This window comes from Fulvivirga ligni, assembly GCF_021389935.1.
Lineage (GTDB): Bacteria > Bacteroidota > Bacteroidia > Cytophagales > Cyclobacteriaceae > Fulvivirga > Fulvivirga ligni.
Genome location: NZ_CP089979.1, coordinates 1,500,009 through 1,523,955, shown reverse-complemented (window position 1 = coordinate 1,523,955; position 23,947 = coordinate 1,500,009). Strand labels below are relative to the sequence as shown.

Genomic DNA, 23,947 nt, shown 5'->3' with positions numbered 1-23,947 from the left:
ATAAGCCTTACTAAAAACGGTTTTAATTTTATCCTTTATTTTTGCAGCGATGGAGGTTATTCTGAAGAAAAATTGGAGCTTATTGTGTAGCCCGGAAGACAAACACCTTTTTAAAGAGGTGCAAAAGAAGAGATATAACAGAAAAAAGGTTCTGAAAAACAATCAGCGCAGCAAGGTAACAATCATAAAGGTTGAAGATAAAAAGTATGTGCTCAAAATTCCGAAAGAAAAAAACCAACGAAAATGGATCCGCTTAACTACCTGGTTTAGAGATGGAGAGGCCTTTAAAAACATCAAGGGCATGCTCACTTACAAAGAACTAGGCATACCCTCTACGGAACCCATAATGGCCGCTGAAAAAAGAAAGAAAGGCATGGTGGTAGACTCTTGGCTACTCTACGAATACCTAAAAGGCAGACCATGTCTGGGCCACGAAGAGTACTACCCAAAAGTAATAGAGAAGCTCAAAGAAATACATGCTAAAGGCTACCTGCACGGTGATCCACAAATCAGAAATTTCCTTTATAAGAAGGAAGATCAAAAAATCTATGTTATAGATAGCAACCCAAAGCCAGCGGGCATATTTCCATTTTCGAAAGCCTATGAGTTTGCTTACCTCCGAAAAAGCGCGCCTGGCATAGAGGAATACTTCGGGGAGATAAACAACTGGTGGCTATATAAGCTGGCTTACAAGTATGACATCTATGAAAGAAAATGGACCCGAACCAGAAGAAAACTTAAAAAGTTTATTGGTCTGGGGTAGCCGCTATTCTTTTCAAAATCAAGAACTTATCAGTTCTATAATCTTCCTTGTAATAATTATTGGGCTGAATTTCCCACTGGTTGAACCATGGAAATTCTTTATCATCCTTCCGTTTATGATCAAGAATAATATAATCCATTTCAAATTTTTCAGCGGCAAGCTGCAAAAGATCTAGCTGCGATAACTTAATCTTTTCCTGATCCTCAATATATTCATAGGTTTTGTATGAGAATATCTGATGATCATCAATATGATTATAGATAAATTCCCAGGGAGCCAGCACCCTATCTCCTTCAGGTATGGATGATAAATATTTGTCATGCAGAGCCACATGATCATAATTTTTCTCAAAAATTGACTTGAGAGTGAGGCTAGCAAAAACCAATTGAGCCGCCACTGCTAAAACGTAAAAAGCTTTGAGCCCAACCAAGCCCGTATGATCTTTTAATCTGAAAATACCAACTGCAGTAGTCAAGATCATATATGGCATGATATATACCAGATATCGCGGACCCGGGCTACTGCTCAGCACTGCCAGACACAATACTGAAAGCAGAGCATACTGAGTCAAAGCTCTATAATTATTCCACAGATATCGAAACTGAGCTATTATTGTTACCAAAAACAGACCACTAATACCCCAAACATCTTGATCCCAGAAGTAGCGTTTATGCTCACCAAGTAATCTTAATACATTGTTATATACTACATCTAAAATTCCTCCATTAACCTTGTCACCAAAAGTCTTTTGATGGGTTGGCCAATGCTTCATTTCAAACATGTACTGGTCAAATGTATTTGCATCCCACAGGCCAATGGTATAAATCATGCACACCCCAAAGCAAATCAATGAGTAAAACATTAGGCCTTTCCACTCTTTCCTCCAGAGCAGAAAAATAAAGCCTACTACCGGAAAAACTACGGCATTTAGATGGGTTAAAAATGCTAACCCTGAGAATAGCCCTGCCAAAACCGCAAAATAGGCCCGTCCTTTATTTTCGAAATTGATTAAGCAGTAGTATGACAAAAATCCTAAGGACATGATCATGACCTCAGGCCTAAACATGAAGCTTCGATGGATTAATTCAGGAATAGAAATGAGAAGTAAAAGTGTAAGCCAATTCCATTTTTTCTTATCCATTAAGTCACTTGCATGCTTATTTAGAAAATAGGCAAGCAGTATAAAGCACGCCAGAATAAATAGCTTCATCGGATATAATGACCATCCAAAAACAGCTATGATAACTGCTCCCACCCAGACAAAGAGCTTATGAAAAATAAGCATCTTATTGGTCCAATCGAAAACCCCTGGCATACTTTTGATCTTGACATCACCCTCCTTCAAAAGCCAGTAAGCTTGCTCACCAAACCAAGGCTCGTCTTGCTGAATATATCTATGGTAAAGACTAAATGAAATAATAAGTATTAGAAGCAAGGAGATAACTCTTACCACTCTATTGTGAAAAAATTCAATAAATAATCTTTCTACCATAGTTAACTGAAAAACATTGTCAACAAGTGAAGTAGTATTCTTTACACGCCTCCACTTTACTGATTTTATAATTAAAACTTTTTCTATTAATGTGGCAATTTAATATATCATTTGGAATACACCAGCCCTAACAAGGGTAGTCTGCATTATTTCTATTTGGCTGTACTTCTCGCAACTTTAAAAAACATAGAAGCCAGAATACGCAGAGTTTGAAAAGAGATAAAATCGTTCACCGCATTGTTCAAGTTCGAACAGTTTAAAAGTGTAAACCTTTGCAAATGAGTCAGAAACCGCATTTACCAAATTTGGCATACTCTTAGTATAATGATTATCACAACACAACAACAAAGGTCAACAACTCAAAATAGGATTTATTTAGAAATCACTAAATAAAAAAGAGCACCAGCGGTCAGGTGCTCTTTTTGTTTGCCAACAACATAAACAACAGCGGCTATTTACTAGCCAATAGAGTACTGGCATTCACCATATTGATGAATTCAGCTCTATATCCTTCTTTATCTTTGCCTTTAGCTTTCTCTGCCATGGCTTGCACGGCGCTATAGGTAAGGTCTCCTTTATACTCAGAATCTCGAAGTAACATACCAAAACCTGCTACAGCGGCTGACCAGCGGAAATTATCCGAAGTGTCTTCAATAGCTACTGCCTTATCTTTAAGCGGCATGGTTATTAATTTACTTGTATCGCCATCAGGCTGCTTATACCTAAGCTTTACAGTCATCAACTCATCAGACTTTTTGGCTTCATTAGAAATTTTACTTTCCTGATATTTCAAGTCATCCACAGGGTCAAACTTACTATTAACGCCCACCGGAATGATTTCATAAAGCGCTGTCACTGTATGACCTGCACCCAGTTCGCCAGCATCTTTTTTGTCATTATTGAAATCCTCATTTTCTAAGGCTCTATTCTCATATCCGATTAAACGATAGGCTTTTACTTTAGCAGGATTGAATTCCACCTGGATTTTCACATCCTTGGCTATGGTAAAGAGGGTGCCTCCAAATTCATTCACAAACACCTTTTTAGCTTCCAGGATATTATCGATGTAGGCATAATTCCCATTGCCTTTATCTGCCAGTGTTTCCATTTTAGAGTCTTTGTAATTTCCCATACCAAACCCTAGAGTAGTTAAAAACACACCTTCATCTCTTTTCTCCTCTACTAACCTTTGCATTTCGGCATCGCTGGAAGCTCCCACATTAAAATCACCGTCAGTAGCCAGGAGAATTCTATTGTTACCTCCTGTTATAAAGTTATCTTTTGCCACCTTATAGGCTAGTTTAATTCCTTGTCCACCAGCTGTTGATCCTCCCGCCTGAAGCTGATCCAAAGCCTTGAGTATCTCATCTTTTTCATCACCCGTAGTTGAAGGCAGCACCATACCTGCTGCTCCTGCATATACTACTATCGCTACTTTATCTTCAGGCCTCATTTGCTTCACCAAAAGTTTAAAGGCAGACTTTAACAGGGGCAGTTTGTTGGCAGCACCCATTGAGCCCGACACATCAATCAAAAAAACCAGATTGGATGGAGGAAGATCATCTGTAGGAATATTTTTACCCTGGAGCCCAATGTGCACTAGTTTATGTTTATCATTCCAGGGCGCGGTAGATATTTCAGTATTGATAGAAAACGGATCATCACCTTTGGGCTCGGCATAATCATAGGTAAAATAATTTACCATTTCCTCTATGCGCACCGCATCTTTTGGTGGGTGCTGACCATTGTTTAAAAATCTTCTTACGTTGCTATAAGAGGCAGCATCCACATCTATACTGAAAGTTGAAAGTGGACTTTTTAATGCTCCTTTGAAAATGTTCTCTTCTATGGCAGAGTAGGATTCTGTGTTGTAGTAAGAACTATTATCACTAATATAACCCCTTTCCGTAGATACAGATGCTACGCTATACCCCAAATTCCTTTTTTTCACTGCTGGTCTTTCTACCTTTAACTCTACCTCATCCAATAGCATTGAACCCATTTCTAAGGATACATTAATAATTGATTGAGCAGCTACTTTTATCTCTTTGCTTTTGAAACCGATAAATGAAAAGATTAAAACGTCCTTTGACTCTGCTTGTATTTCATAAACACCATCCACATCAGTAGTCACACCAGCAGAGGCACCTTTTATCAACACTGTGACACCTGGCAATGCACTACCATCCTCTGCTGAAATCACTTTTCCAGTAATTTTTCGGGATTGGGCTATTGATGAAAATTCAACTAAAAGGACCAATAGTAAGATTATATACTTCTTCATGACATTAGATTTTAAAATAAACTTATCATGGAGATGCACTGCTTCTCATTATTCCATAAATGATGAAGATTTTTTTTTAAGTTTAGAGCTAAATCAGACTAATGCCACCAATAACTGTTGACGTAGAAGATGACTTGAGAGCCATCAGCCAGTTTAAAAAAACTGGAGATATGCAGGTTATTGGCGTGCTTTATAAAAAATATATGCACCTGGTTTATGGTGTTTGCCTGAAGTATTTAAAAAACAGGGAGGAAAGCCAGGATGCTGTTATGCAGATTTTTGAAAAGCTAGTAGAAAAGCTTCGAACTCAGGACATTGACAACTTTAAAAGCTGGCTTTATGTACTCACCAAAAACCATTGTCTGATGTACCTGCGATCGGCGCAGCATAAAAATCTGCAAAAACATAAAGATATTACCGAAACCCATGTGGAATCCGGCCACTTACTGCATCATAATGATGAGCCATTACTTGAAGATGATTTGCAAAGTTTAGAAAAATGCATTGAAACGCTTCAAAATGAACAGAAACGGTGTATTGAATTGTTCTACCTACAAAATAAATCGTATAAAGAGGTGGAAGACATCACCCAATATGGATTAAATAAAGTAAAGAGCTATATTCAGAACGGGAAAAGGAATTTAAAAATTTGTATGGATAAGAAAAGTGAATAACAAAAATCACCATAGCGACACCCTGAGTCCGGAAATTATGGAGCAATACCTCAATGATGAGCTTACTCCGCAAGAAAGAAACCGGGTAGAACGAATTATGCTCAATAGCGATTTCGACAGCGAAGCTATGGATGGCTTTGAAGATTATCCTGCATTTAATGACCTGCCAGATCTTGAAAACAAGATAAACCAGAAAACAGAGCGCAAGAAAAGTGGTATACCTGTATGGATGAAAATTGCAGCTTCAGTAGCTGTAATTGGAATAGCCGTAACCATTGTATTTAATAATTCCCTTTTTAATAATGACAAAAAGGAAATGATCGCTCTGAATGATGCTCCGCAAGAAGAGGCAGAAATTGAAGCAGCTGACAATTCCCCTATCGGCAATGCCACTACTGATGAAATACAGAAGTATGATGAACAGGAGCAAGTAAGTGAAGCAAAAGAATCTGAACCTACAGCAGAGCAAGAGTCATCACATCGAAATTCTGTATCAGTTCAGAAAAAAGCTGCATCTCCCAAAAAAGCAGCTGAGGAACCGGCTTATGCTTACAAAATGGAAGAAGCAGAAGCTGACAAGGACATCATGACCGAATTCGCACCACCATCTCTCTCCACCATCACTAATGAGGATGCAATAAGTTCCAAAGGGTATGTTGATACATCTGATACCTTGATACTTAGACAGCAAGACTTAAGAGGCCGCATTGCTGGAGAAAATATTAAAAGCTCTGATCAGGGAAGACTTAAAAATCCGCCTACTACAGATATTATACCTTACAGCAAGTTTAAAGAGGACTACCCCAGCCTGATTAAAGGCAAGGTGACCACTGAAGATGGAAAACCAATAGCTGGTGCCAGTGTAGTTTTATCCGGCACGCCAATAGGAGCCATTACCGATGAAAATGGAGAATATACCATAGTTGCACCAGATGGTTTCGAGCAAAAAGCCCTGATATTTAGTTCAGAGGGTCATACTACCCAAGAAATCACTATCAATGACAAGGAAAGCATAAATGTAGAAATGTTTGAAGATTTCTATGCTTACGCAGATGCTGAAGACGAAGAAGTAGAAGTTCTGGGCTTTGCGAGATCAAAGAAATCCAGAATTACAGGCCTGCCATATGCCACCCCTGCTGATGGAAAAGATGCTTTAGAAAACTATCTGAAAGAAAATGCAAAGCAACTGGCCCAGCCCATGGAAGGGACGGTTACAATAGCCTTTGATGTATCTAAAGATGGCGAGCTTTCTAACTTTGAAGTCATCAAGAGTTTGAATGCTGATTATGATAAAGAGGCTATAAGATTAATAAAAGAAGGGCCAGCCTGGTCGCCGGCTAGCCCTAATGGTATTCCTACTTTAGATAGGGTCAGAGTGAAAGTAAAATTCACCTCTGAACAATAATTTATTCTGGCGTTTTCTCGTTTGGCCAGCTCGCTTTAAAGTCCTCCCAATATTCTTTCACGGTAGTTTTCATTTCTCCGCTTAAGAGTAATATACCAAAGAGGTTAGGCAGTGTCATTAAGGCAATTGTAATTCCTGATAGCGTCCAAATGACGGTGGTATCAGCAAATGATGCCAGGAAGAAACCTACGATATATAAAATTCTATAGATGAAGATGTATTTGCTACCAAATAGATAGGTAGTAGCTCTATCTCCATAATAAGACCATGAGATGGCTGTAGAGAAGGCGAATAGCAAAAGACCGAAGGTCACAATGTATTCACCATATTTACCTAAGAAACTTCTTCTAAAAGCCTCCGCCGTTAATGGAGCACTGTGTACCAATGATTCTCCCTGGAATATGATTGACCTGTCAGGATCAATTACATCACCATCTTTCACTTCTAAAGAACCTGTGTACGGTCCGTTTTCATCAAACACCTCTACATTATCAGCAAATGATCTGGAGTGAACCAAAGTAACATCACTGATAATTTGACCATTATTCACTTCCAGGTCACCAGTGTATTTCGTCATCTCCTTATCGTTTACCAGATAGTCATAAAGTCTGGCTCTATCTTCATCCTTTTTCTCATCAAACTTAGAAGTAAGGATATCCAGCTCTGTGTATTCAAACTGATTGGATACTTTATCTTTCCAGGCTCCTGAAGAAAGGAGAACAAGACCTGTAAGGGTACAAATAATGATGGTATCAATAAAAGGCTCTAATATAGCCACCATACCTTCAGAAACCGGCTCATGCGCTTTAGCTGCTGCGTGAGCAATAGGTGCAGAACCCTGACCTGCTTCATTAGAGAAAAGACCTCTGTTTACACCACGGTTAAAGGCAAAAGCAAGGTTAGCACCTAAAAATCCGCCTGCAGCCGCAGAACCTGTAAACACATCTTGAAAGATTGAAATGAATGAAGGGATGATATTTTCATAGTTAGTAAAAATTACCGCCAAGGCTCCTAAGAAATAAAGGATAGCCATACCTGGCACTAACTTTTCAGTAACCTGTACAATTCTTTTAATTCCGCCTAAGATTACCAGAGCCAAGACTAAAGCAAGCACGGCACCAGTGATCCACTGCTCCAGACCGAACGAAGCAAATACCGAACTGGCAATCTGATTGATCTGAGGAAGGTTTCCTGTACCAAAAGAAGAAAGGATGGTAGCAAATGCAAAGATACCTCCTAACCAGGCCAGTTTAAATTTCTTACCGCCAACCTTAAACTCAGCATTCTTCATATAATACATAGGACCACCCGCAATACGCCCGGTTTCATCTTTTTCCCTGTATTTATGAGAAAGGGTAACTTCCACAAATTTGGTAGTCATACCTAAAAAAGCAGTAACGAGCATCCAAAATAAGGCCGCCGGACCACCCAGGTGAATAGCCAAAGCTACACCACCAATATTACCAGTACCGATAGTACCTGATAATGCCGTAGCCAGAGCCTGAAAGTGAGTAGCATCACCCTGATCGGTGTCTTTGTCGTATTTACCTCTAACAATTCTTAAGGCGTGTCTGAAATATCTAATCTGTGGAAAGCCCAGATAAATAGTGAAGAAAAGACCTGTTCCTAATAAGGCATAAGGAAACCACCAGGCGCTTCCAATATAACTATCTATAAGAACAAGAATATCGTTAAGTTTTTGCATGCTTAGAGTTTATAGTTTTTAGGATAGTTGGCAAATCTAATAAATAAATCCAGATGGCAAAGTTTTTTTATGCCAGCGGAGCGTTTTGGACGTTTTTGGTGTTAAAATTGTTACTGGAAGTAAAAATAATTGTTAAAAAAACAACCTTTTGGCTCCATCCCGTTTAAAACCATACTAACCATAAACAGGTATTGAAAAAGTACTTCATTATATTGCTCATTTTTGCTCAGATAAGTCTGACCAACAACTCCTTTGGAAACACACCAAAAGAGATTCAAACTATTAGAGAAGATCTATTCTACTCAGATTTTGACATTGATAAATGTTGGGAGTTTTACAACTATGTTACTTCCGTAAAAGATGGTAGCGCAGTAATTAAAGCATATGAGGCAGTGGCTGATGCGCTAATAGCCAAATACAGTTGGAACCCTATGAGCAAGTACAATTACCTAAAGAAAAGTGCTCACTTAATGGACAAAGCAGTAAGTGAGGATAAGAATAATTTAGAAATAAGATTCTTAAGGCTTTATATACAAAGGAGCATTCCTGATTATATGGGTATGAGCGAAGATATTGAGGAAGACAAGCAAGTGATTATGAGCAACTTAAATCAGCTCAATGCCTCTGTTTTGGGAGAAGATATAGTGAAGTATATCATTAAATATATGTCCTCACCAGAAGTTTGCACTCCTGATGAGGCGATATTGATTAAGAGTAAGCTAACAGTACACTAGCCTTACACTACTTTCTTTCTTATTTGCTTAGCATAAGTACGGCTTACAGGAAAGCTTTTGCTGTTTTCCATTTTCACAATTAGCCCACCGTTAAAGTGCTTCTCAATCTCTTTAAGATAATTCAGGTTAATGATTGTAGATCGGTGTATCCTAATGAATTTGTTAGGGTCTAACTTTTCCTCCAGCTTACCAATACCAGAAGAACTCAGGTATTGATCATTTTTGGTAGTTAGGATAGTGTAATCTCCAGAAGCTTCAAGATGAACAATGTCATTTACATCCAGATTTAAAAGCTTTTCAGATTTCTGCACAAAAAGGTGGCTGCTAAACTTTTCATCCTCCTTTTTATTAGCCTGAATATTCATTAGAATATCCTCCACGTTGGACTTATCAGTACCTATGCGGTCAGTTACTCTTTTTATAGCTAAGCTAAAACGCTCTTCATCCAATGGCTTTAAAACATAATCCACTGCATTTTTATCAAAAGCCTGAATAGCATATTGATCATAAGCTGTGGTGAAAATCACATATGGTTTATGATCTATGGCTTCTAATACATCAAAGCCATTCATTCCAGGCATCTGCACATCAAGGAATATGAGCTTAGGCTTTAGTTTATTTATCTTTTCAACGGCCTCCTGCCCTTTTGAGCATTCGCCAATAACCTCTATCTCAGGATAGGGCTCCAGAAATTCCAATAATAAATCCCTGGCTAACTTTTCGTCATCTATAACTAAACATTCAATTTTCATAGTCTCTTCAATTTAATCATTTTTAGCTTACACTGCTTCTAATTGTTTTTCCTCATTTTTGATTTCCTCCCAATTAGATGGTAGCGTAAAACTTACTGAGTATCCATATTTACCTGCATTTATATGCAAACATGCAGACCTACCATAGGTACTCTGCAACCTTCGATCAGAATTTTTAAGTCCTACTCCCGTGGAGTTTCCATCTAGAACTTTCTTAGCATTTATACCCAGCCCATCATCTGTAATCTCAAAATAAATACCATGCTCTGTCCTTTTCACGATTAGCCAGATGGTACCCCCTTCTTCTTTAGGACCTATACCGTATTTAACGGAATTTTCGATAAGAGGCTGCAAAACCATCGGTGGTATTTCCACACTTAAGCAAGTAGACTCTACATCGGTCACATATCTCAGCCTATCACCGAATCTTACCTGCTGAATCCGAATATAATTCTCAATAAAATCGAGCTCATGTATCAACCTTACATTCTGATCCGAATGTGAATCTAGTGAATATCTAAACAGATCAGATAATTGCGAGATCACTTTTCTTGCTTTCTCTTTATTAGTACCTACCAGCGTACTGATAGAGTTAAGCGTGTTGAACAAGAAATGCGGGTTAATCTGAGACTTTAGCAACGACAGCTCCATCTCTTTATTTTTTAAAGCCAGCTCACTTTTCTCCTGATCTTTTCTCTGTAGGCTTTCGAAATATCTGATAATATAATAAACCGCTACGGTGATAAGATACTGATCATAAAAACGCATCGCTTCAAAGCTTAGCAGGTCCAGCATGTACTCTTTCCAGTCATCAAAGTACACTTTGCCATCCAGATAGTAATCGAAATAATATGACAAGTAGCTGATAATGAGGAAGTACGTCAAAAGACCGCCGATATGACCGGCTATCTGCACACCCAGCTTAAACCTTAAAAGCCAATTACTATAAATGAAGGTGAGCGCCACCAAAATACATATGGCCTCAAACAGGTAAAAACCATTCCACAGCACCGCCTTATTATAGGGCTGTAAAATTTGCCATTTCATTATTGAACCTAAAGTATAGTTTATAGCGTACCATGCGCAAATGAGCAGGTATGCTATTTTCCATATCCTCGGTATTTTTTCAATTATTTTCAAGCCAGAGTAATTTTGTTGCAATAATAATCAGTTATTAAGGCCGAAAGTTTGATTCAAAGATATAACTTTATCCAGTTCCATCGTTTTCCAAAATAAGTCATTTATAAACAAAACCTTGCATCACCTGCATTTTCCCTTAATATATGATCAGTAAATATTGACAAATTGGGGTTTCGTTTACATATTTGGCATTTGTGGCTTTAATTAATATTGCTAACACCAATCCTATGCGCCTGTTTGGTTTTATACTTTTATTTTTAATTACTCCTTTATTCGCTTGGGCACAAGCTACTATAACCATATCAGGTAAAATCGTAGATCAAGAGACTAGTGAACCTTTGATTTTTGCCTCTATTGGAGTAAAAGGAGAAGCCATAGGTACAGTATCTAATTCCCTGGGTGAATTCGATTTCCACATACCACCAGAATATAGAAACAAGCTATTGGTTATCAAAATGTTAGGCTATGAAAATATAGAGACTAACATTAGAAGCCTTCCTAATCAGGATACCATTATTTTTAAGCTAAAAAAGGCAGTTCAGTTACTTGATGAGGTGGTTATACAAGACAGCCTGAGCGGAGGTGATATTGTGAGTATAGCCGTAAATAGAATTGATCAGAATTACCCTAACACTCCTTTCTTGCTTGATGGATTTTACAGAGATCTTAAAAAGATTGGCGGCACTTATTATTCTTTATTAGAAGCGGCTGTTAAAATCTATGATGAAGATTATCATGAGCCTAGAAACAAGAATAGACTAAGGGAAAGAGTAGCCCTGGTAGAAGTAAGAAAAAGCTTAGGATACAACCATAAATTCACCAATTATTTTGACCAGAACAACCTGCTGGAAGATTTGCTACTTCATAACGATGTGAGATACAGGCTTTTCCATGGCAATGAAGAGGATGAAGATAAGTTTTACGATACTTTTGAGCGAATCCGAATTACCTTCTATAACGGACACAGGGTTTTTGTGGTAGCTTCACAGTCTGACTACAAATTGAAACTTTATATAGATACTAAAACCTACGCCATCATTAGGCTTGAGCTAGACAGAAAATACCCCAATGACTATGTGGTTAGAAAGAAAAACCAGGCTTACAGCAAGTACATTAGCGATAAGAAGACCATTGATTTTAAAGAGTATGATGGCAAATTCTATCTGAACTATATGAAGCTGGTTTCAAAAGTAAACTGGTATGCTGTAAAAGATGATAAACTCAAGTTTGAAACGGAGTTATATCAAGAGCTGCTGATAAATAAAATTCACAGCAACACCGACAACAGAATAGGCAATACGCGCAAAATGCGCAGATATGGCTTACAGTACCAGGATGAAAAATACAATAGAGAATTCTGGGACAACTACAACGTAATAAAGGATACGCCGCTTGATAAAGAGATCATGACTGACCTAAAAGAACAAGGCGAACTTCCTGATCAATTCGATTATTAATCGGCATATATGGCTACTCATCGTAGCCTAAACAACTCCACCGAGCACATATTTATTTTCTAAAAGAATAGGGCGTACTTCGTATCAATTAAAGCCAACTATAGACACGAAAAACATCCCTAGGCCCAGGTGCTTTTGGATGTTTTTTTCGTTTATAAGGATTTTTGTTTTGAGCGGAAGCTTAAATCCAATTCTGTTTTACAGCTTCTTTTAGAAGAGATTGTTTATTGATTGGCACCACGCCAACATACTCACACACCAGACCACCACCAAGATTAGATAAGGCTGCGATCATAAAAGGAGGCAGATCAAGAGCTACGCAAAGTGCAGCAATGCTGATCACAGTATCACCCGCACCTGAAACATCAGATATTTCTCTCATGTGCGCTGGCACCAGATGATTCTCACCTTTGTAATCTACATAAACGCCTCTTTCTGAAAGCGTTATAAGACTACCTTTACTTTCCAGCTTTTTAGATAGGACAGCCACTGCTTCTTCAATGGCCTTTTGATCACTTTTATCAAAATCTAATTTTAAACCCTCTTTGAGTTCTTTTAAATTAGGCTTAAAGAAAGTGACATGTTTATAGTGAAGGAAATTTCGTTTTTTAGGATCTACTACGGTAGGAATGCCCTTTTTCTGAGCCAGGTCTACCACGTCTTTGATTAGGCCTTTACTTAAAACGCCTTTATCATAATCTTCAAAAATAACCACATCAGCCTGATCCATCAGCTGCTGTATTTTTTTGTAAACAGCGGCCTCCTCCTGCTTAGAAAGAAGCACATCCGTTTCTTCATCTACCCTCACCACGTGCTGATGAGAGGTCATGACTCTGGTTTTCACAGTGGTAGGGCGCTCAGCGCTTACCACTATGCCTTCTGAAGATATATCTTTTTCTGAAAGTCTATCAATAAATCGCTTACCGCTGTCATCGTCACCAACTACAGCGCAAAGCAATGGAGTAGCGCCAAGTGATTGTACATTTAGCGCTACGTTTGCAGCACCGCCCAGTCGAAAATCTCTCTTAGTTGTTCTTACCACAGGAACAGGAGCTTCCGGAGATATTCTCTCCACCACACCCCAGATGTAGGCATCCACCATTACATCTCCTACAATTAAAACTTTCAGATCATCAAACGCCTCAAATATTTCCTCAACTGAACGGTACGACATGTTATGATAATAAGCTCAATACTTCTTTAATCTTGCTGATAGCCTCTTTAAGCTCTGTTTCTGAAGCTGCATAAGATAATCTTATACACTCAGGAGCTCCAAAAGCTTCACCAGTAACTAATGAAACGTGAGCTTTCTCTAAAATGTATAAACATAGGTCAGAAGCATCTTTAATTTCATAACCGTCAGTAGACTTACCGAAATAGCTGCTTACGTCTGGGAAGAAATAGAAGGCACCTTTAGGCATATTCAATTTCACACCTGGAATTTCTGATAATAGATCATAAACCAGCTGTCTTCTTTCTTCATAAGCCTTCTTCATTTCATAGGTAGGTCCTAGATCTGAAGTAAGAGCTGTTAACGCTGCTCTCTGAGCAATAGAACAGTTAGCTGAAGTTACCTGCCCCTGCATTTTAGTGCATGCTTTAGCCACCCATAAAGGAGCTCCTATATAACCTACTCTCCAGCCAGTCATAGCAAAACCTTTAGCGAAACCATTTACGGTGATAGTTCTATCAACCATACCTGGTAATGAACCGATGCTCACCTGCTCGCCGGTATAGTTGATATGCTCATAGATCTCATCTGAGATCACCATAAGGCTATCATGAGCTAAAACTACCTCAGCAATAGCTTCTAATTCCTCTTTCGTAAACACAGAACCTGTTGGGTTACATGGAGAAGAGAAGATAATAGCTTTAGTTCTATCAGTGATAGCATTCTTAAGCTGCTCTGCAGTAGCTTTAAAATCATTTTCTAAACCTCCTGTAATGAATACCGGAGTACCTTCTGCCAATTGGATAAGGGCAGAGTAGCTCACCCAGTAAGGAGAATAAACGATTACTTCATCACCAGGATTTAGTAATGAGAACATTACATTAGCAATAGACTGCTTCGCTCCGTTAGAAACTACCACATTCTCAGCTTTGTAAGGTATATTATTTTCGTCGTTGAATTTTTTAGCAATGGCCTCTCTTAAATCCTGATAACCAGGCACTGGAGGATAAGCGAAGTACTTACCTTCATCAATTGCCTGTTTGGCTCCCTCTTGAATATGCTTGGGAGTCTTAAAATCGGGCTCACCTAAGCTTAGGCTAATAACATTAATCCCTTTTGCCTTAAACTCCCTGGCTTTCGCAGCCATGGCAAGTGTGGCGGATTCCTCCATGTTGGCAATTCTATCAGACAATTGAACGGTTAGTGATTCACTCATTTTTCTTTTATTTTAAAAACGAGCCAAAATTATTGATTATACCAAAGAGTTACCACAAAATTGAAATACTTTTAATTAAAGTGAGATAATTGGCAATTCAGATTCAAAAAAATCCGTTTTCGCCCAACATTATTATGATATGAAAAATCTGAGCTTTACACACTAATTTATGGTGACCGATGCAATAGGACCGAAGCCACTTTCTTTGCCATCTTTATAAACCACTTTAATGGCATATTCATACTTTTTATTAGCCCTCACCTCCTGATCTTTAAAAGACAATTGACCTTTCTGAATTTTATCCAGAGGAGAAAATCCGCCTCCATCTACGGCTCTGTAAATCCTAAAATAAAAATCTCCTTCTACCGGATATGCCCAGGATAAATCTACCTGCTTAGTTTCTTTACCTGAAAGTTTAGCATTGAATTTCTTCACTGCTGGCCGCTCTTTAAAATCTATGGCCCGCAAGGTGAGTTCATAAGAAACATCTGAGCTTAAGCCAGCGTCATCAACAGCTATTATTTTATAGTTGTAAGATTCGTTTAAAGTAAGGTTAGTATCTAAATAACTCTGGTAGCGCTTTATTGAATCAGTTTTAAAAACCACTTGCCAGGCATCGGTATCTGATAATTTCCGATAAAGCATATGATTATTCACATCGGCACTAGAGCTTTGAGCCCAGGTGAGAGAAATGCCCTTTTCTGAAACCTTGTAATTAGTAAAAACAGGAGCTACCGGAGGCACCACATCCGGCTTCATTAATTTTATAGGATTGGAAAAATCAGAGTGATTAAAATTTGCGTCAATAGCCACCACTTTGTAATAAATCTCTTCCGTAAGCACGTTTACACTTAAAGTATCATAGAAAACAGTATCCTGAAAAACCTGCTGATTCACCCTGGCATATACGTGGTCATTTTGATTTGTAAAGAAAATAGCATACCCCTGCAAATCTCTCTCCCTGTTTAAATTCCAGGATAATGTGACCACACCAGTAGTATCAATTTTGCCTTTAATATTTGCTGGAACGGCTGGTGGAATGGTATCCACTACATTTCCATAGATAGGTAGTGTGACATTGGCATTATTGGCGGTATCCATCACGCCGATGAAATACCAGTTATTCTGCAGCTCATCATAAGTTTCATCTATAAACGACCTTGCCTTAGGCTTGAGCGGCTCAGTAGTTATAGTCACTGGCTTTACCTCAGGGTTATGCCCCCTGGCAATTAAAAAGCCTTTAATATTTTTATCGTCACCACTTATCTCCCATGAAATTTTCATTTTACCTGGTGCTATCTGCTCCGCTTTTGCATTGATAGGTGGCGGCGGGGGCGTCCTGTCTCGGCCCATAGCTTTGATCACTTTAGAGACTGGCGCCTGCTCCCCAAAAGTATTGATTCCAATAATGCGATAGTAATGAGGCTGATAATTTTCAACGGAATCGGTAAAGATTATATAACTTTTGGAAATACTACTACCTGGCAAGGGACTACTGACGAAAGGCGCCTGGTTGATTCTTTGAAAGTTCTTTTTATTGGTCGATTTTTCAATGTAATAGCCAGAAAACAGTTTTTCATGCGCGGCTCTATCCCACCAGATTTCAATATGACCTTCCCTTTCCTTTACCTCGGCAATATCTACAGCAGGATTAGCATCTATTTCATTACCAGAAATCATAAGATAGGCTGTATCAATGGGATAATCTGAGGATGCCCCTAAGCTGTATAGCCGGTATAAATATTTCTTATCAGGATTAATATCCGTATCAACATATCTCAATCCTAAACCTTCTGCGGCAACTGATGAAAACTCTGCCGCCATCAGGGCTGATCCTAAGAGATTTTTAAATTGCTCTGCCTTCCTAAAGATGTCAGGCGAATAGTCAGATTCACCATACAATATCTCTGCTGCCAGTGCTGCATAATCATTTTCAAGAGCAGGCTGCCTCCATTTTTCCATGGGCCATGGCTTTATAGGAGTATTGCTTAATGGCTGATATCCAGCCTCTAAGAAGTCCTGCTGTGATGAGAACTCCATTCTATCTAATTGATAACCATGAGCATTAGATAATGTCCATACACCTGGGGTTTCTGGCGCCCAACGCAAGATAACTTCCTTACCCGTGTTTTTACCCGTAAGGAAAATAGTTGGCGTTTTCAAGCTGTCAGTCTGAGCATGAATCTGCAAAGAAGAAAAAGCCAACAGCCATAGTATAAGATACTTTTTCATGAGCTTAAGGTGTATGGTTAAAGGTGATTCGTTTATTGCTTCCATCAAAAGGTCTCGCCTCTCTGCCAGGGGCCGGATATCTATATTGCATAATGAAAGAATGCTTGTTAGAAGCAGTAGTTGCTTGATAGTTCAAATCAGATACAGGTGTAAATAATACCCTAAAGAACTCTGCATATTGCCTTGGGTAAAATCTTAGAAAGTAGCCAGCCATATTTCTATCTACCCTGCTTAAGCCTGCATTTCTATATTGCTCGCGGAAGTGATTTTCCCCACTCCAGCCAATGCTCACCGGCAAAGAACGTGTCATGTAGCCAGCTAATGAAGATTTGAAGCTGGAAAGATTCCATTTACCTGCTAAAGAAAGGCTTTGAACCACTTTATATGTTGGCATTTCAATAGTGAAATTACCTGGAACACCTGTATTCACCACATTACCAAATCTGCTATGATTACTGATGCCCATACGACTTTGCAGGGTAGAAGGTGGCGGATTATTAGCCCTGTTCATCTCATCTGTGTTCAGAGCTGATTTGAATGGGCTATCTGAAGTGAAGGTGGTCATACCCTCAAAAGGTATCCTGGTATATCTTGATAATGAGGGTAAGCTATGCATCCCTATCAATCGGATAATCTCCATTTCAGGCACCCTGACTTTACCATAGAATAAAGTATAATAATAGTTAACTGGCCAGCTATTAGTTGCAAATTCACCACCCTGAGTGTTGATGCTCATATCTATTAATGAAGGAAAAATCTCACGTCCATTTTGATTGCGATAGCCTTCCCCATCCAGCCAATCAAACTGAACGTTATCAGAAAATTCAAATTCAAATTTCTCTATGATTCCACTGGTGTAATCAGGCCTTAAGTCTTCAGAGGCTACTTTTTGCAAAAAGGTGTTTTGCTTATCTGTTTTAAAATAATAGTAGTACAAAATATGCTCATTGGCTGACCTCACCTTTGGCCCCGGCAAGCTTCTCTTTTTAATGATGTCAGAAGTAATAGTGCCAATGCTGCTATTCATCAAAATGCTGGACTCTCTAATTTGTGCGGCATAAGGACTATGTCTGACATTTACATCACCTAAAACAGAGGCATTGAGACCATTAGTAGAAGCAGTAGCTGTATTCTCACTCGGTTCCTCTATTTTAATTTTCAATATTTGAACAGCGTAGTATTTATCATTATCCAAACCAGAAACATCAAAGCTGATCGTGCTATATCGATTGGTGATTACCAGTGGCACCTCGGTATAATCATCTTGACCCAGCTCATAAAATCTGGCTTTATAATCATGAGTTCTAAACTCAATACTACCATAATCACCCAGGTTATTCACATCACCTTGGTTTAACTGCATATAACCTTTACCCGCCTGGGTTTCTCCTTTAAGAAAAAAACGTTGATTTTTGAAAGGATAGCTAAATACAATGTTCTCTTCCTCGAAGGTATCAGGGGCATCACCTGTAACAAAATCAGCCTCTCTGCTTTCACTCCAATCCATTGCAACCCACTCACCACCAACCAGTTCCTTAGCCTTTAAAGTGATTTTTTGGTGATAACGATGATTGCCTCTCAGCATATCTTTTGGCTGCATTTCTGCCATGGTATTTTCTTCAAGGTATTCTATCTCATAGGTTTGCACTTTGACCCCAGTATGATCTTTAAGCTCCCAGCTATCAACTGACGCAATCACCCTTTGAGGTGGGTCACTCATATCTTCTCTGGGTATTTCCAATATTTCATTTATTGGTACTGCAAAGGCGGCAGTACAGGAGGAGTAGACACTTACATCATTATCTTCCATATCAGGTTTTAGGTCTTGCAGAAATGTAATTTCATAAATACCTCCCCGGGTTATACATTGATCCCCAACCTCTGCCTTGAAAGAGAAATTGCCCTCGAATAAACCAGCCAAAACCGAATATGAAATTCTGGCTTCACCTTTAGCCCCCGTAGGATTTGGCATATGCCCCTTCAGAATCATACCGGCTGAGAGCTCTAAGAAGGGAATTCTTCTTTCCCGAAATAGCTTTACCCGAATGCCAAAGCTTCCGTAAAGGCCTGCATAGAATTGACCTTGCGCAAACCAGCCGTTAGATCCAATTTCGCCATCTATATTCTGACACACCTGTAAATCTTCTCTGGTCTTGATCACGTTGATGTCAAAGCCAAGTGCAAGGCCTAATTCAAAATAGAAAGGCCATGGATTAGCATTTAAATCAAAACTGAAACTACTTCCAAGTGCAAAACCTTCAGCCTCAGCATAACCAGCATCCTCACGAGTGACAGCTCCACTCATAAACTGGCTGAGTTGATCATCATTTCCTGAATCAAAATCTTCAGAGGATCTTCCTCTATTAAATATGGCCAGGAACGCTTCACTAGGCCGCGGCAGATTTGGGTTTATACCATGACCAATCATTAAATAACTATCAAACCTGGCGATGCCAGCCACCTGTAGGCCTGCTCTGTTTTCAGGTGTACCCATATGAAAATACCATTCTCCAGGCCCGGCGTAGAACCTGGCTTTCACAAACACATTATCCAAAGGGCCAGTATACCATGGAGGTCTTTCAGATAACTCCCCTACTCCGGTGATGACATCATAAACATCGACTGTTATAATCAGATCGCCTTCTACCACTTTATCACCTCCAGGCGGATTATGATAAGCCACCCGTAGCGAGCCCATAATCGGAGCCTCCTCTAAAGAGCTAATACCTTTGGAAAGAATACGGGCATTTCCCTGAACAATAAACTCTGACAACCCACCTTGAGTAGCAAAATTAGCCTCAAGAGACACGTCAAAATTATAGGCTTTACCGCTTCCTGAGGAACCCATGAGCGCCATCATTTTAAAACCAAATCGGGTATCATAGCTAGGGACATATCGAGTGCCGCTTGAAGTGGATCGTGTGGAATCTCCAGCATCTCTCATGATGGACGTCACCGAAGGTAATCCTGCAGGTGCCATATGATAATAAGCGCCTCCTCCTATTCCATATAATAACAGTGATGGTGGGAAAAGATCGATTCCACTATCACCAAACTTCACCATGCCATCTACATACCAGTAAGCGTAATGATCTCTACTGCCGAATGTCGCCGTAGGATTAGCCTTATAAACTCCAAATTCCGCATTAAACTCTGCACCTATGCCCATGGGAAGTCCCACCTGAAGACCTCCTCTGACTCCTTTAGCAGCCTCTGTTTTATAAAACTCCAGATAACCCTTCATAGAGACGGAGCCTTCCACTTCTATTTCAATGGAATTTAGATCTATGCCCGTAAGCCTGAACCGCTGCTTGCCTTCATCTCCAAGGTTTAATTCAGACTGTAATTCTATTTCAGCAGAAGCGGCAAACCCTGTGGACTCGCCAGCAAGAGTTAATTTAGGCTTAATAGCCAAAGCCGGATTCATACCATTGAGTTTGAGTTTTATCCCCTCCCTCGGATCTAAACTTATAGGAAAACCCGACATGTTCTTTTGAGGGCTAGCCAGGCTATATCGAAAGTCAGTATCATCAAAACCATCACGGCTATTTAGCCTTAAATGCTCCACATGAACACCCGGCATATTTAGATCAAGCGCACCATTCCGAGCTCCTCCGGATGAAGGCTGATTATCACTGGCAATGGACATCGATCCATTCAGATCAACCCCAATAAAGTTTTCTCTACCCAGCCTGATTTCAAAAGTAGAAGTAGGCTCTATAGAAGCTTTGGCTATAAATACAGGTACATTTAAGGTATCTTTCGGCTGTACTACAAACTTAAAACCAGTACCGGCAGAAGTATGATCTACGGCAGCGGTATATTCCAGGTACTCTGTTTCTCCGGATATAGGTAGCCCTATTTTACCTTGTAGACCTGCCTCTGAAAAGCTATTCTGGACTATATTGACATAAATCCGATCCAGTGAAAATGAATAGCCTTCTACATGCCCACCGCGAGCCCAAGTAACAACATTTTCAACATCTATAGAGCAGGTAAAACCAGTATTATCAATGATCAAATTTGAAATTCCGGCCTCTAGCTGCTCTCGTTCTACATTCCCAATATACTCTGGCACCTTTAGATGAAGCCTTTTAAGCCAAAATCCTTTCCAAACATTTCGAAGCCTTGCCTCTTCACTTCTTAAACCAGCATGATCATAATTTGAAGGTATATTCTCCTGAAATTCAGGAGGATTATCAAAAGTAGACCAGTCTACCCAGGCTTCGTCTACCACAAAGGCATACCCCTCTAAAGCCTGAGAGGGTATTTGAAACGGGTCCATATCAAAAGAGGCCATAAAATTATTTCCTCTGCAAGACTTGAAGCTCATTCGGGCCGTTACCTGCCCTTCGCCAGGCATGCCATCTTCTCCATCAGGCACTATTACATCTCTTGAGAATTTATACTCACCAGTAAGGTTGAGACACTTAAAACCGTTACAGTCCCAATTGAAGTATGAATATGAGCTACTATCATTAAGACTGGTAGCATTGCTTAGACCTTTTAAGGTGAAATTTCTTCCACCTCCCAGCTCGAAACTATGATCAGTGGGAAGAAATGCTTTTCCTTCTTTGCCAAAGCCATTAGGTGAAAAACAGAAATCACCGATACCCGCCGAGAAGAAATGAGTATCATCCAATAGGTCCAGGTCAATATTGGCTACGGCATTTAGATGTGCGCGTTCTGGTGTAAATACCATTTCTACAATGGCAATGGTAAATTGCTTACCCTCTATTTCTTTATCAATACCTATAGGCAAACCGATGGCTCTATTGCCAGTGAATAGACTCACCAGACGCTCACCTGTATTGAGGTAATCCTTGAGATCATTCGCCGTGCTTTCTTCCATACCGAGAGCCTCAACGCCATTACTTACGGTACTTGAATAGGCAAACTCTCGATCATCCTTTGCTTTTACAGTCCCCGAAAATATTATTTTGGCCGCATTATACTGCACATTTTGAAAGGATACCAATGCCTTAAAATGAAGAAATGGAATTTCAACTTCGCCTTCACCTGTGAAGCTATTGCTGGAGGAGCTCGATATGCTTTTTACCACCAGATCAAACATACCTATTTTCAAAACATCATCCACCCGAAGACCTCCGGTGGCAGTATTATCGGTAATTGCCGGGGCATCACATCCAGAAACACATTCGCTTTCTTCCCTGGCACTTTCCTCAGGCGCTTCCTCTCCGGGTTCACCAATAACAAAATTAAACACCTCGCTAACACTATATACCTCAGATCTTATATCTGCAGGATTTTTAAGCCACTTGACTCGCCAGTAATATGTTCCTGTTTCATTAAAAATCGTATCTACACTCACTGGATGATACAATGCAGCAACAATATCCTCTTCTGGAGTATTGAGGATGTCCATACCCTGAATTCTATCATCGCTTTTAAAATAAATACTATCAAATGAGCTGTCTCGGGAAACTTCCAGCACCCAATGTTCATCTAATGTGCCTGTAAAAAATTGAGCATCTCTTCTTCGGTCAGATCTAACTATATCAAAAGGAGGAAACAATCTTTCTGGTTTCACAGCCTGCCATTCAAGCTTTACCATTCCAGGCTCTTTACTTACGCCATTGCCAGGAGCCAATTGATTCACCGGAGCCATCCCTATTTTGAATTCCTGACTGGAGAAATTTGCTGACAACACCTCACCATCGTTCGTTTCCATTTCTCCATTAAACTCCCAGGAGTAAGCCCCGCCTCTCTGAAAAGTGAGTCCTGCTTCGGAGTTAGTTTTATAAACTGGGAGGTGCTGACTCTGTTCCTGCGTCATCTCAGTAAAAACCCGCCTCTTTTGAACCTCCCAGGGTCCATCTGGCCTCCAACTATTATTAGTAGATTTTCTATCTATGTTATGATAACCTGATCCCATATTTTCTTTAAGCACCATATTGCCGTTATATTGAATATAGTCATTGCTAAAAGGACTAAATTTCACAATGAAGGGCATGAAATTAAATGGCAAATAATCTCCGGTTTGTGGATAAATCGGATCGAATGAAAGGCCTTGAAGTGTCCCTCCGTATCTAAAATAGCACACCTCACTAGCACCATTATTTTCAAAGGTGATATTCTCATCTGGATCGTATGCTATAACTTGCCAGGCATAGGATTTACCTTCTTCCAACGTTACATCAGCTCCGTAATTCAGGTTGAAAGAAGTGGCCGCAATATCCTCTTCATCCACCAGATAACGAGCAGTGGAGCTGAGCATAGCCTGATTAGGATTGGTACCAGCTGGATCAATTTCTACCAACCTAAATCTGTACAAAACCTGCCCTGGTCGCAGAGATAGAACAGGATCCCACATGAAAGTAGTGGTATTGAAAGGCTCAGAAATCACCTCACCACAACTCGGCAATTGAAGCCTAGGTGGCTGCACATAATCTATTGGGAATGAGAAACATCCATCAAAAGATGAATATTTGGGAGACAGGGCTTTTCTGGTGGAGCAGTCAAACGCACGAAAGCAAAGTTCATATTCGCCTTGTGGCAAGGCTCTGTCACCTCTTATTGCTTCGATAATTTCATTACTGGCCGTAAGATTATCAGGATCATATACCTCTGAGAGATCAAGGGTAGTTAAGGTGGTAGTGGTATTAGCTAAAATGGTTTGCTGAATGCAAGAACCTGGTGTAGACAAATAGATGTCTTTGGACCTGATAAAGATTGGCCCCCGAAGTTCTGCCTGCAGTTTTATGGTATAATCCTGATCTGAGGAATTAGTAATATTAATGAATACCTGTGAATTTATATCTTTAAAATCTGAGAGCTTAACAGGGTAAGGCTGCCCCAAAGTCAATGAAACGGACAGTGGATACTGATCCTGATTCTGAGCCACCAGCTGGAACACTGGTGCTGTCATAAGAAATAAAGCCAGGTAGATAATTCTTTTCAT

14 protein-coding genes are annotated in these 23,947 nt (G+C 39.6%); 5 read left to right on the top strand and 9 right to left on the bottom strand.

What is annotated here, in order from left to right:
- The first annotated feature begins 49 nt into the window (after positions 1–49).
- A complete protein-coding gene (locus LVD16_RS06740; RefSeq protein ID WP_233773158.1) occupies positions 50–763 on the top strand; it encodes a lipopolysaccharide core heptose(II) kinase RfaY in 714 nt (237 codons plus the stop codon).
- Here LVD16_RS06740 and LVD16_RS06735 read toward each other — a convergent pair.
- Together LVD16_RS06735 and LVD16_RS06730 are read right to left on the bottom strand one after the other, a co-directional pair.
- Complete coding sequence (locus tag LVD16_RS06735; RefSeq protein ID WP_233773157.1) at positions 747–2,255, bottom strand: ArnT family glycosyltransferase; 1,509 nt, start codon at positions 2,253–2,255, stop codon at positions 747–749. The genes LVD16_RS06740 and LVD16_RS06735 overlap by 17 nt on opposite strands.
- Positions 2,256–2,706: 451 nt before the next feature.
- Positions 2,707–4,539, bottom strand: a complete 1,833-nt coding sequence (locus tag LVD16_RS06730) for a vWA domain-containing protein (protein ID WP_233773156.1) — start codon at positions 4,537–4,539, stop codon at positions 2,707–2,709.
- 101 nt (positions 4,540–4,640) lie between these two features.
- Between LVD16_RS06730 and LVD16_RS06725 the strand changes: the two genes are divergently transcribed.
- A complete protein-coding gene (locus LVD16_RS06725) occupies positions 4,641–5,213 on the top strand; it encodes an RNA polymerase sigma factor (protein ID WP_233773155.1) in 573 nt (190 codons plus the stop codon).
- Positions 5,206–6,618, top strand: coding sequence for an energy transducer TonB (locus LVD16_RS06720; RefSeq protein WP_233773154.1), 1,413 nt, complete (start codon positions 5,206–5,208; stop codon positions 6,616–6,618). The genes LVD16_RS06725 and LVD16_RS06720 overlap by 8 nt, the downstream gene beginning before the upstream one ends.
- Before the next feature lies 1 nt (position 6,619).
- On the opposite strand, the gene LVD16_RS06715 is transcribed toward LVD16_RS06720, so the two are convergent.
- Positions 6,620–8,323, bottom strand: coding sequence for an alanine/glycine:cation symporter family protein (locus tag LVD16_RS06715; protein ID WP_233773153.1), 1,704 nt, complete (start codon positions 8,321–8,323; stop codon positions 6,620–6,622).
- Positions 8,324–8,514: 191 nt separating this feature from the next.
- On the opposite strand from LVD16_RS06715, the gene LVD16_RS06710 reads away from it, so the two are divergent.
- Positions 8,515–9,057 carry a hypothetical protein gene (locus tag LVD16_RS06710; protein WP_233773152.1) on the top strand — a complete coding sequence of 181 codons (543 nt, stop codon included), beginning with the start codon at positions 8,515–8,517 and terminating at the stop codon, positions 9,055–9,057.
- A 2-nt stretch (positions 9,058–9,059) separates the two neighbouring features.
- On the opposite strand, the gene LVD16_RS06705 is transcribed toward LVD16_RS06710, so the two are convergent.
- Together LVD16_RS06705 and LVD16_RS06700 are read right to left on the bottom strand one after the other, a co-directional pair.
- Positions 9,060–9,809, bottom strand: a complete 750-nt coding sequence (locus LVD16_RS06705) for a LytR/AlgR family response regulator transcription factor (protein ID WP_233773151.1) — start codon at positions 9,807–9,809, stop codon at positions 9,060–9,062.
- A gap of 27 nt (positions 9,810–9,836) precedes the next feature.
- Entirely contained in the window at positions 9,837–10,949 is a 1,113-nt protein-coding gene (locus LVD16_RS06700) for a sensor histidine kinase (protein WP_233773150.1), read from the bottom strand.
- Positions 10,950–11,143: 194 nt separating this feature from the next.
- Between LVD16_RS06700 and LVD16_RS06695 the strand changes: the two genes are divergently transcribed.
- Positions 11,144–12,406 (top strand): carboxypeptidase-like regulatory domain-containing protein, encoded by a 1,263-nt coding sequence (locus tag LVD16_RS06695; RefSeq protein WP_233773149.1) that lies wholly within the window; start codon positions 11,144–11,146, stop codon positions 12,404–12,406.
- Between the two features lie 181 nt (positions 12,407–12,587).
- On the opposite strand, the gene LVD16_RS06690 is transcribed toward LVD16_RS06695, so the two are convergent.
- The 4 genes from LVD16_RS06690 to LVD16_RS06675 form a co-directional block, all read right to left on the bottom strand.
- On the bottom strand, positions 12,588–13,580 hold the full coding sequence (locus LVD16_RS06690) for a bifunctional heptose 7-phosphate kinase/heptose 1-phosphate adenyltransferase (RefSeq protein WP_233773148.1): 993 nt from the start codon (positions 13,578–13,580) through the stop codon (positions 12,588–12,590).
- A 1-nt stretch (position 13,581) separates the two neighbouring features.
- The gene (locus LVD16_RS06685) at positions 13,582–14,793 is read right to left on the bottom strand and encodes a pyridoxal phosphate-dependent aminotransferase (protein WP_233773147.1); all 1,212 of its coding nucleotides are present in this window, start codon (positions 14,791–14,793) and stop codon (positions 13,582–13,584) included.
- A gap of 162 nt (positions 14,794–14,955) precedes the next feature.
- Positions 14,956–17,025: a fibronectin type III domain-containing protein gene (locus tag LVD16_RS06680; protein ID WP_233773146.1), complete on the bottom strand. Its 2,070-nt coding sequence runs from the start codon at positions 17,023–17,025 to the stop codon at positions 14,956–14,958.
- Positions 17,026–17,029: 4 nt separating this feature from the next.
- Positions 17,030–23,947, bottom strand: coding sequence for a hypothetical protein (locus tag LVD16_RS06675; protein WP_233773145.1), 6,918 nt, complete (start codon positions 23,945–23,947; stop codon positions 17,030–17,032).

Excerpts from the sequence above, each read along its gene's own strand:
- LVD16_RS06740 (WP_233773158.1), top strand. The coding sequence starts at position 50 with ATGGAGGTTATTCTGAAGAAAAATTGGAGCTTATTGTGTAGCCCGGAA.
- LVD16_RS06735 (WP_233773157.1), bottom strand. The coding sequence starts at position 2,255 with ATGGTAGAAAGATTATTTATTGAATTTTTTCACAATAGAGTGGTAAGA.
- LVD16_RS06730 (WP_233773156.1), bottom strand. The coding sequence starts at position 4,539 with ATGAAGAAGTATATAATCTTACTATTGGTCCTTTTAGTTGAATTTTCA.
- LVD16_RS06725 (WP_233773155.1), top strand. The coding sequence starts at position 4,641 with ATGCCACCAATAACTGTTGACGTAGAAGATGACTTGAGAGCCATCAGC.
- LVD16_RS06715 (WP_233773153.1), bottom strand. The coding sequence starts at position 8,323 with ATGCAAAAACTTAACGATATTCTTGTTCTTATAGATAGTTATATTGGA.
- LVD16_RS06705 (WP_233773151.1), bottom strand. The coding sequence starts at position 9,809 with ATGAAAATTGAATGTTTAGTTATAGATGACGAAAAGTTAGCCAGGGAT.
- LVD16_RS06690 (WP_233773148.1), bottom strand. The coding sequence starts at position 13,580 with ATGTCGTACCGTTCAGTTGAGGAAATATTTGAGGCGTTTGATGATCTG.
- LVD16_RS06685 (WP_233773147.1), bottom strand. The coding sequence starts at position 14,793 with ATGAGTGAATCACTAACCGTTCAATTGTCTGATAGAATTGCCAACATG.
- LVD16_RS06680 (WP_233773146.1), bottom strand. The coding sequence starts at position 17,025 with ATGAAAAAGTATCTTATACTATGGCTGTTGGCTTTTTCTTCTTTGCAG.
- LVD16_RS06675 (WP_233773145.1), bottom strand. The coding sequence starts at position 23,947 with ATGAAAAGAATTATCTACCTGGCTTTATTTCTTATGACAGCACCAGTG.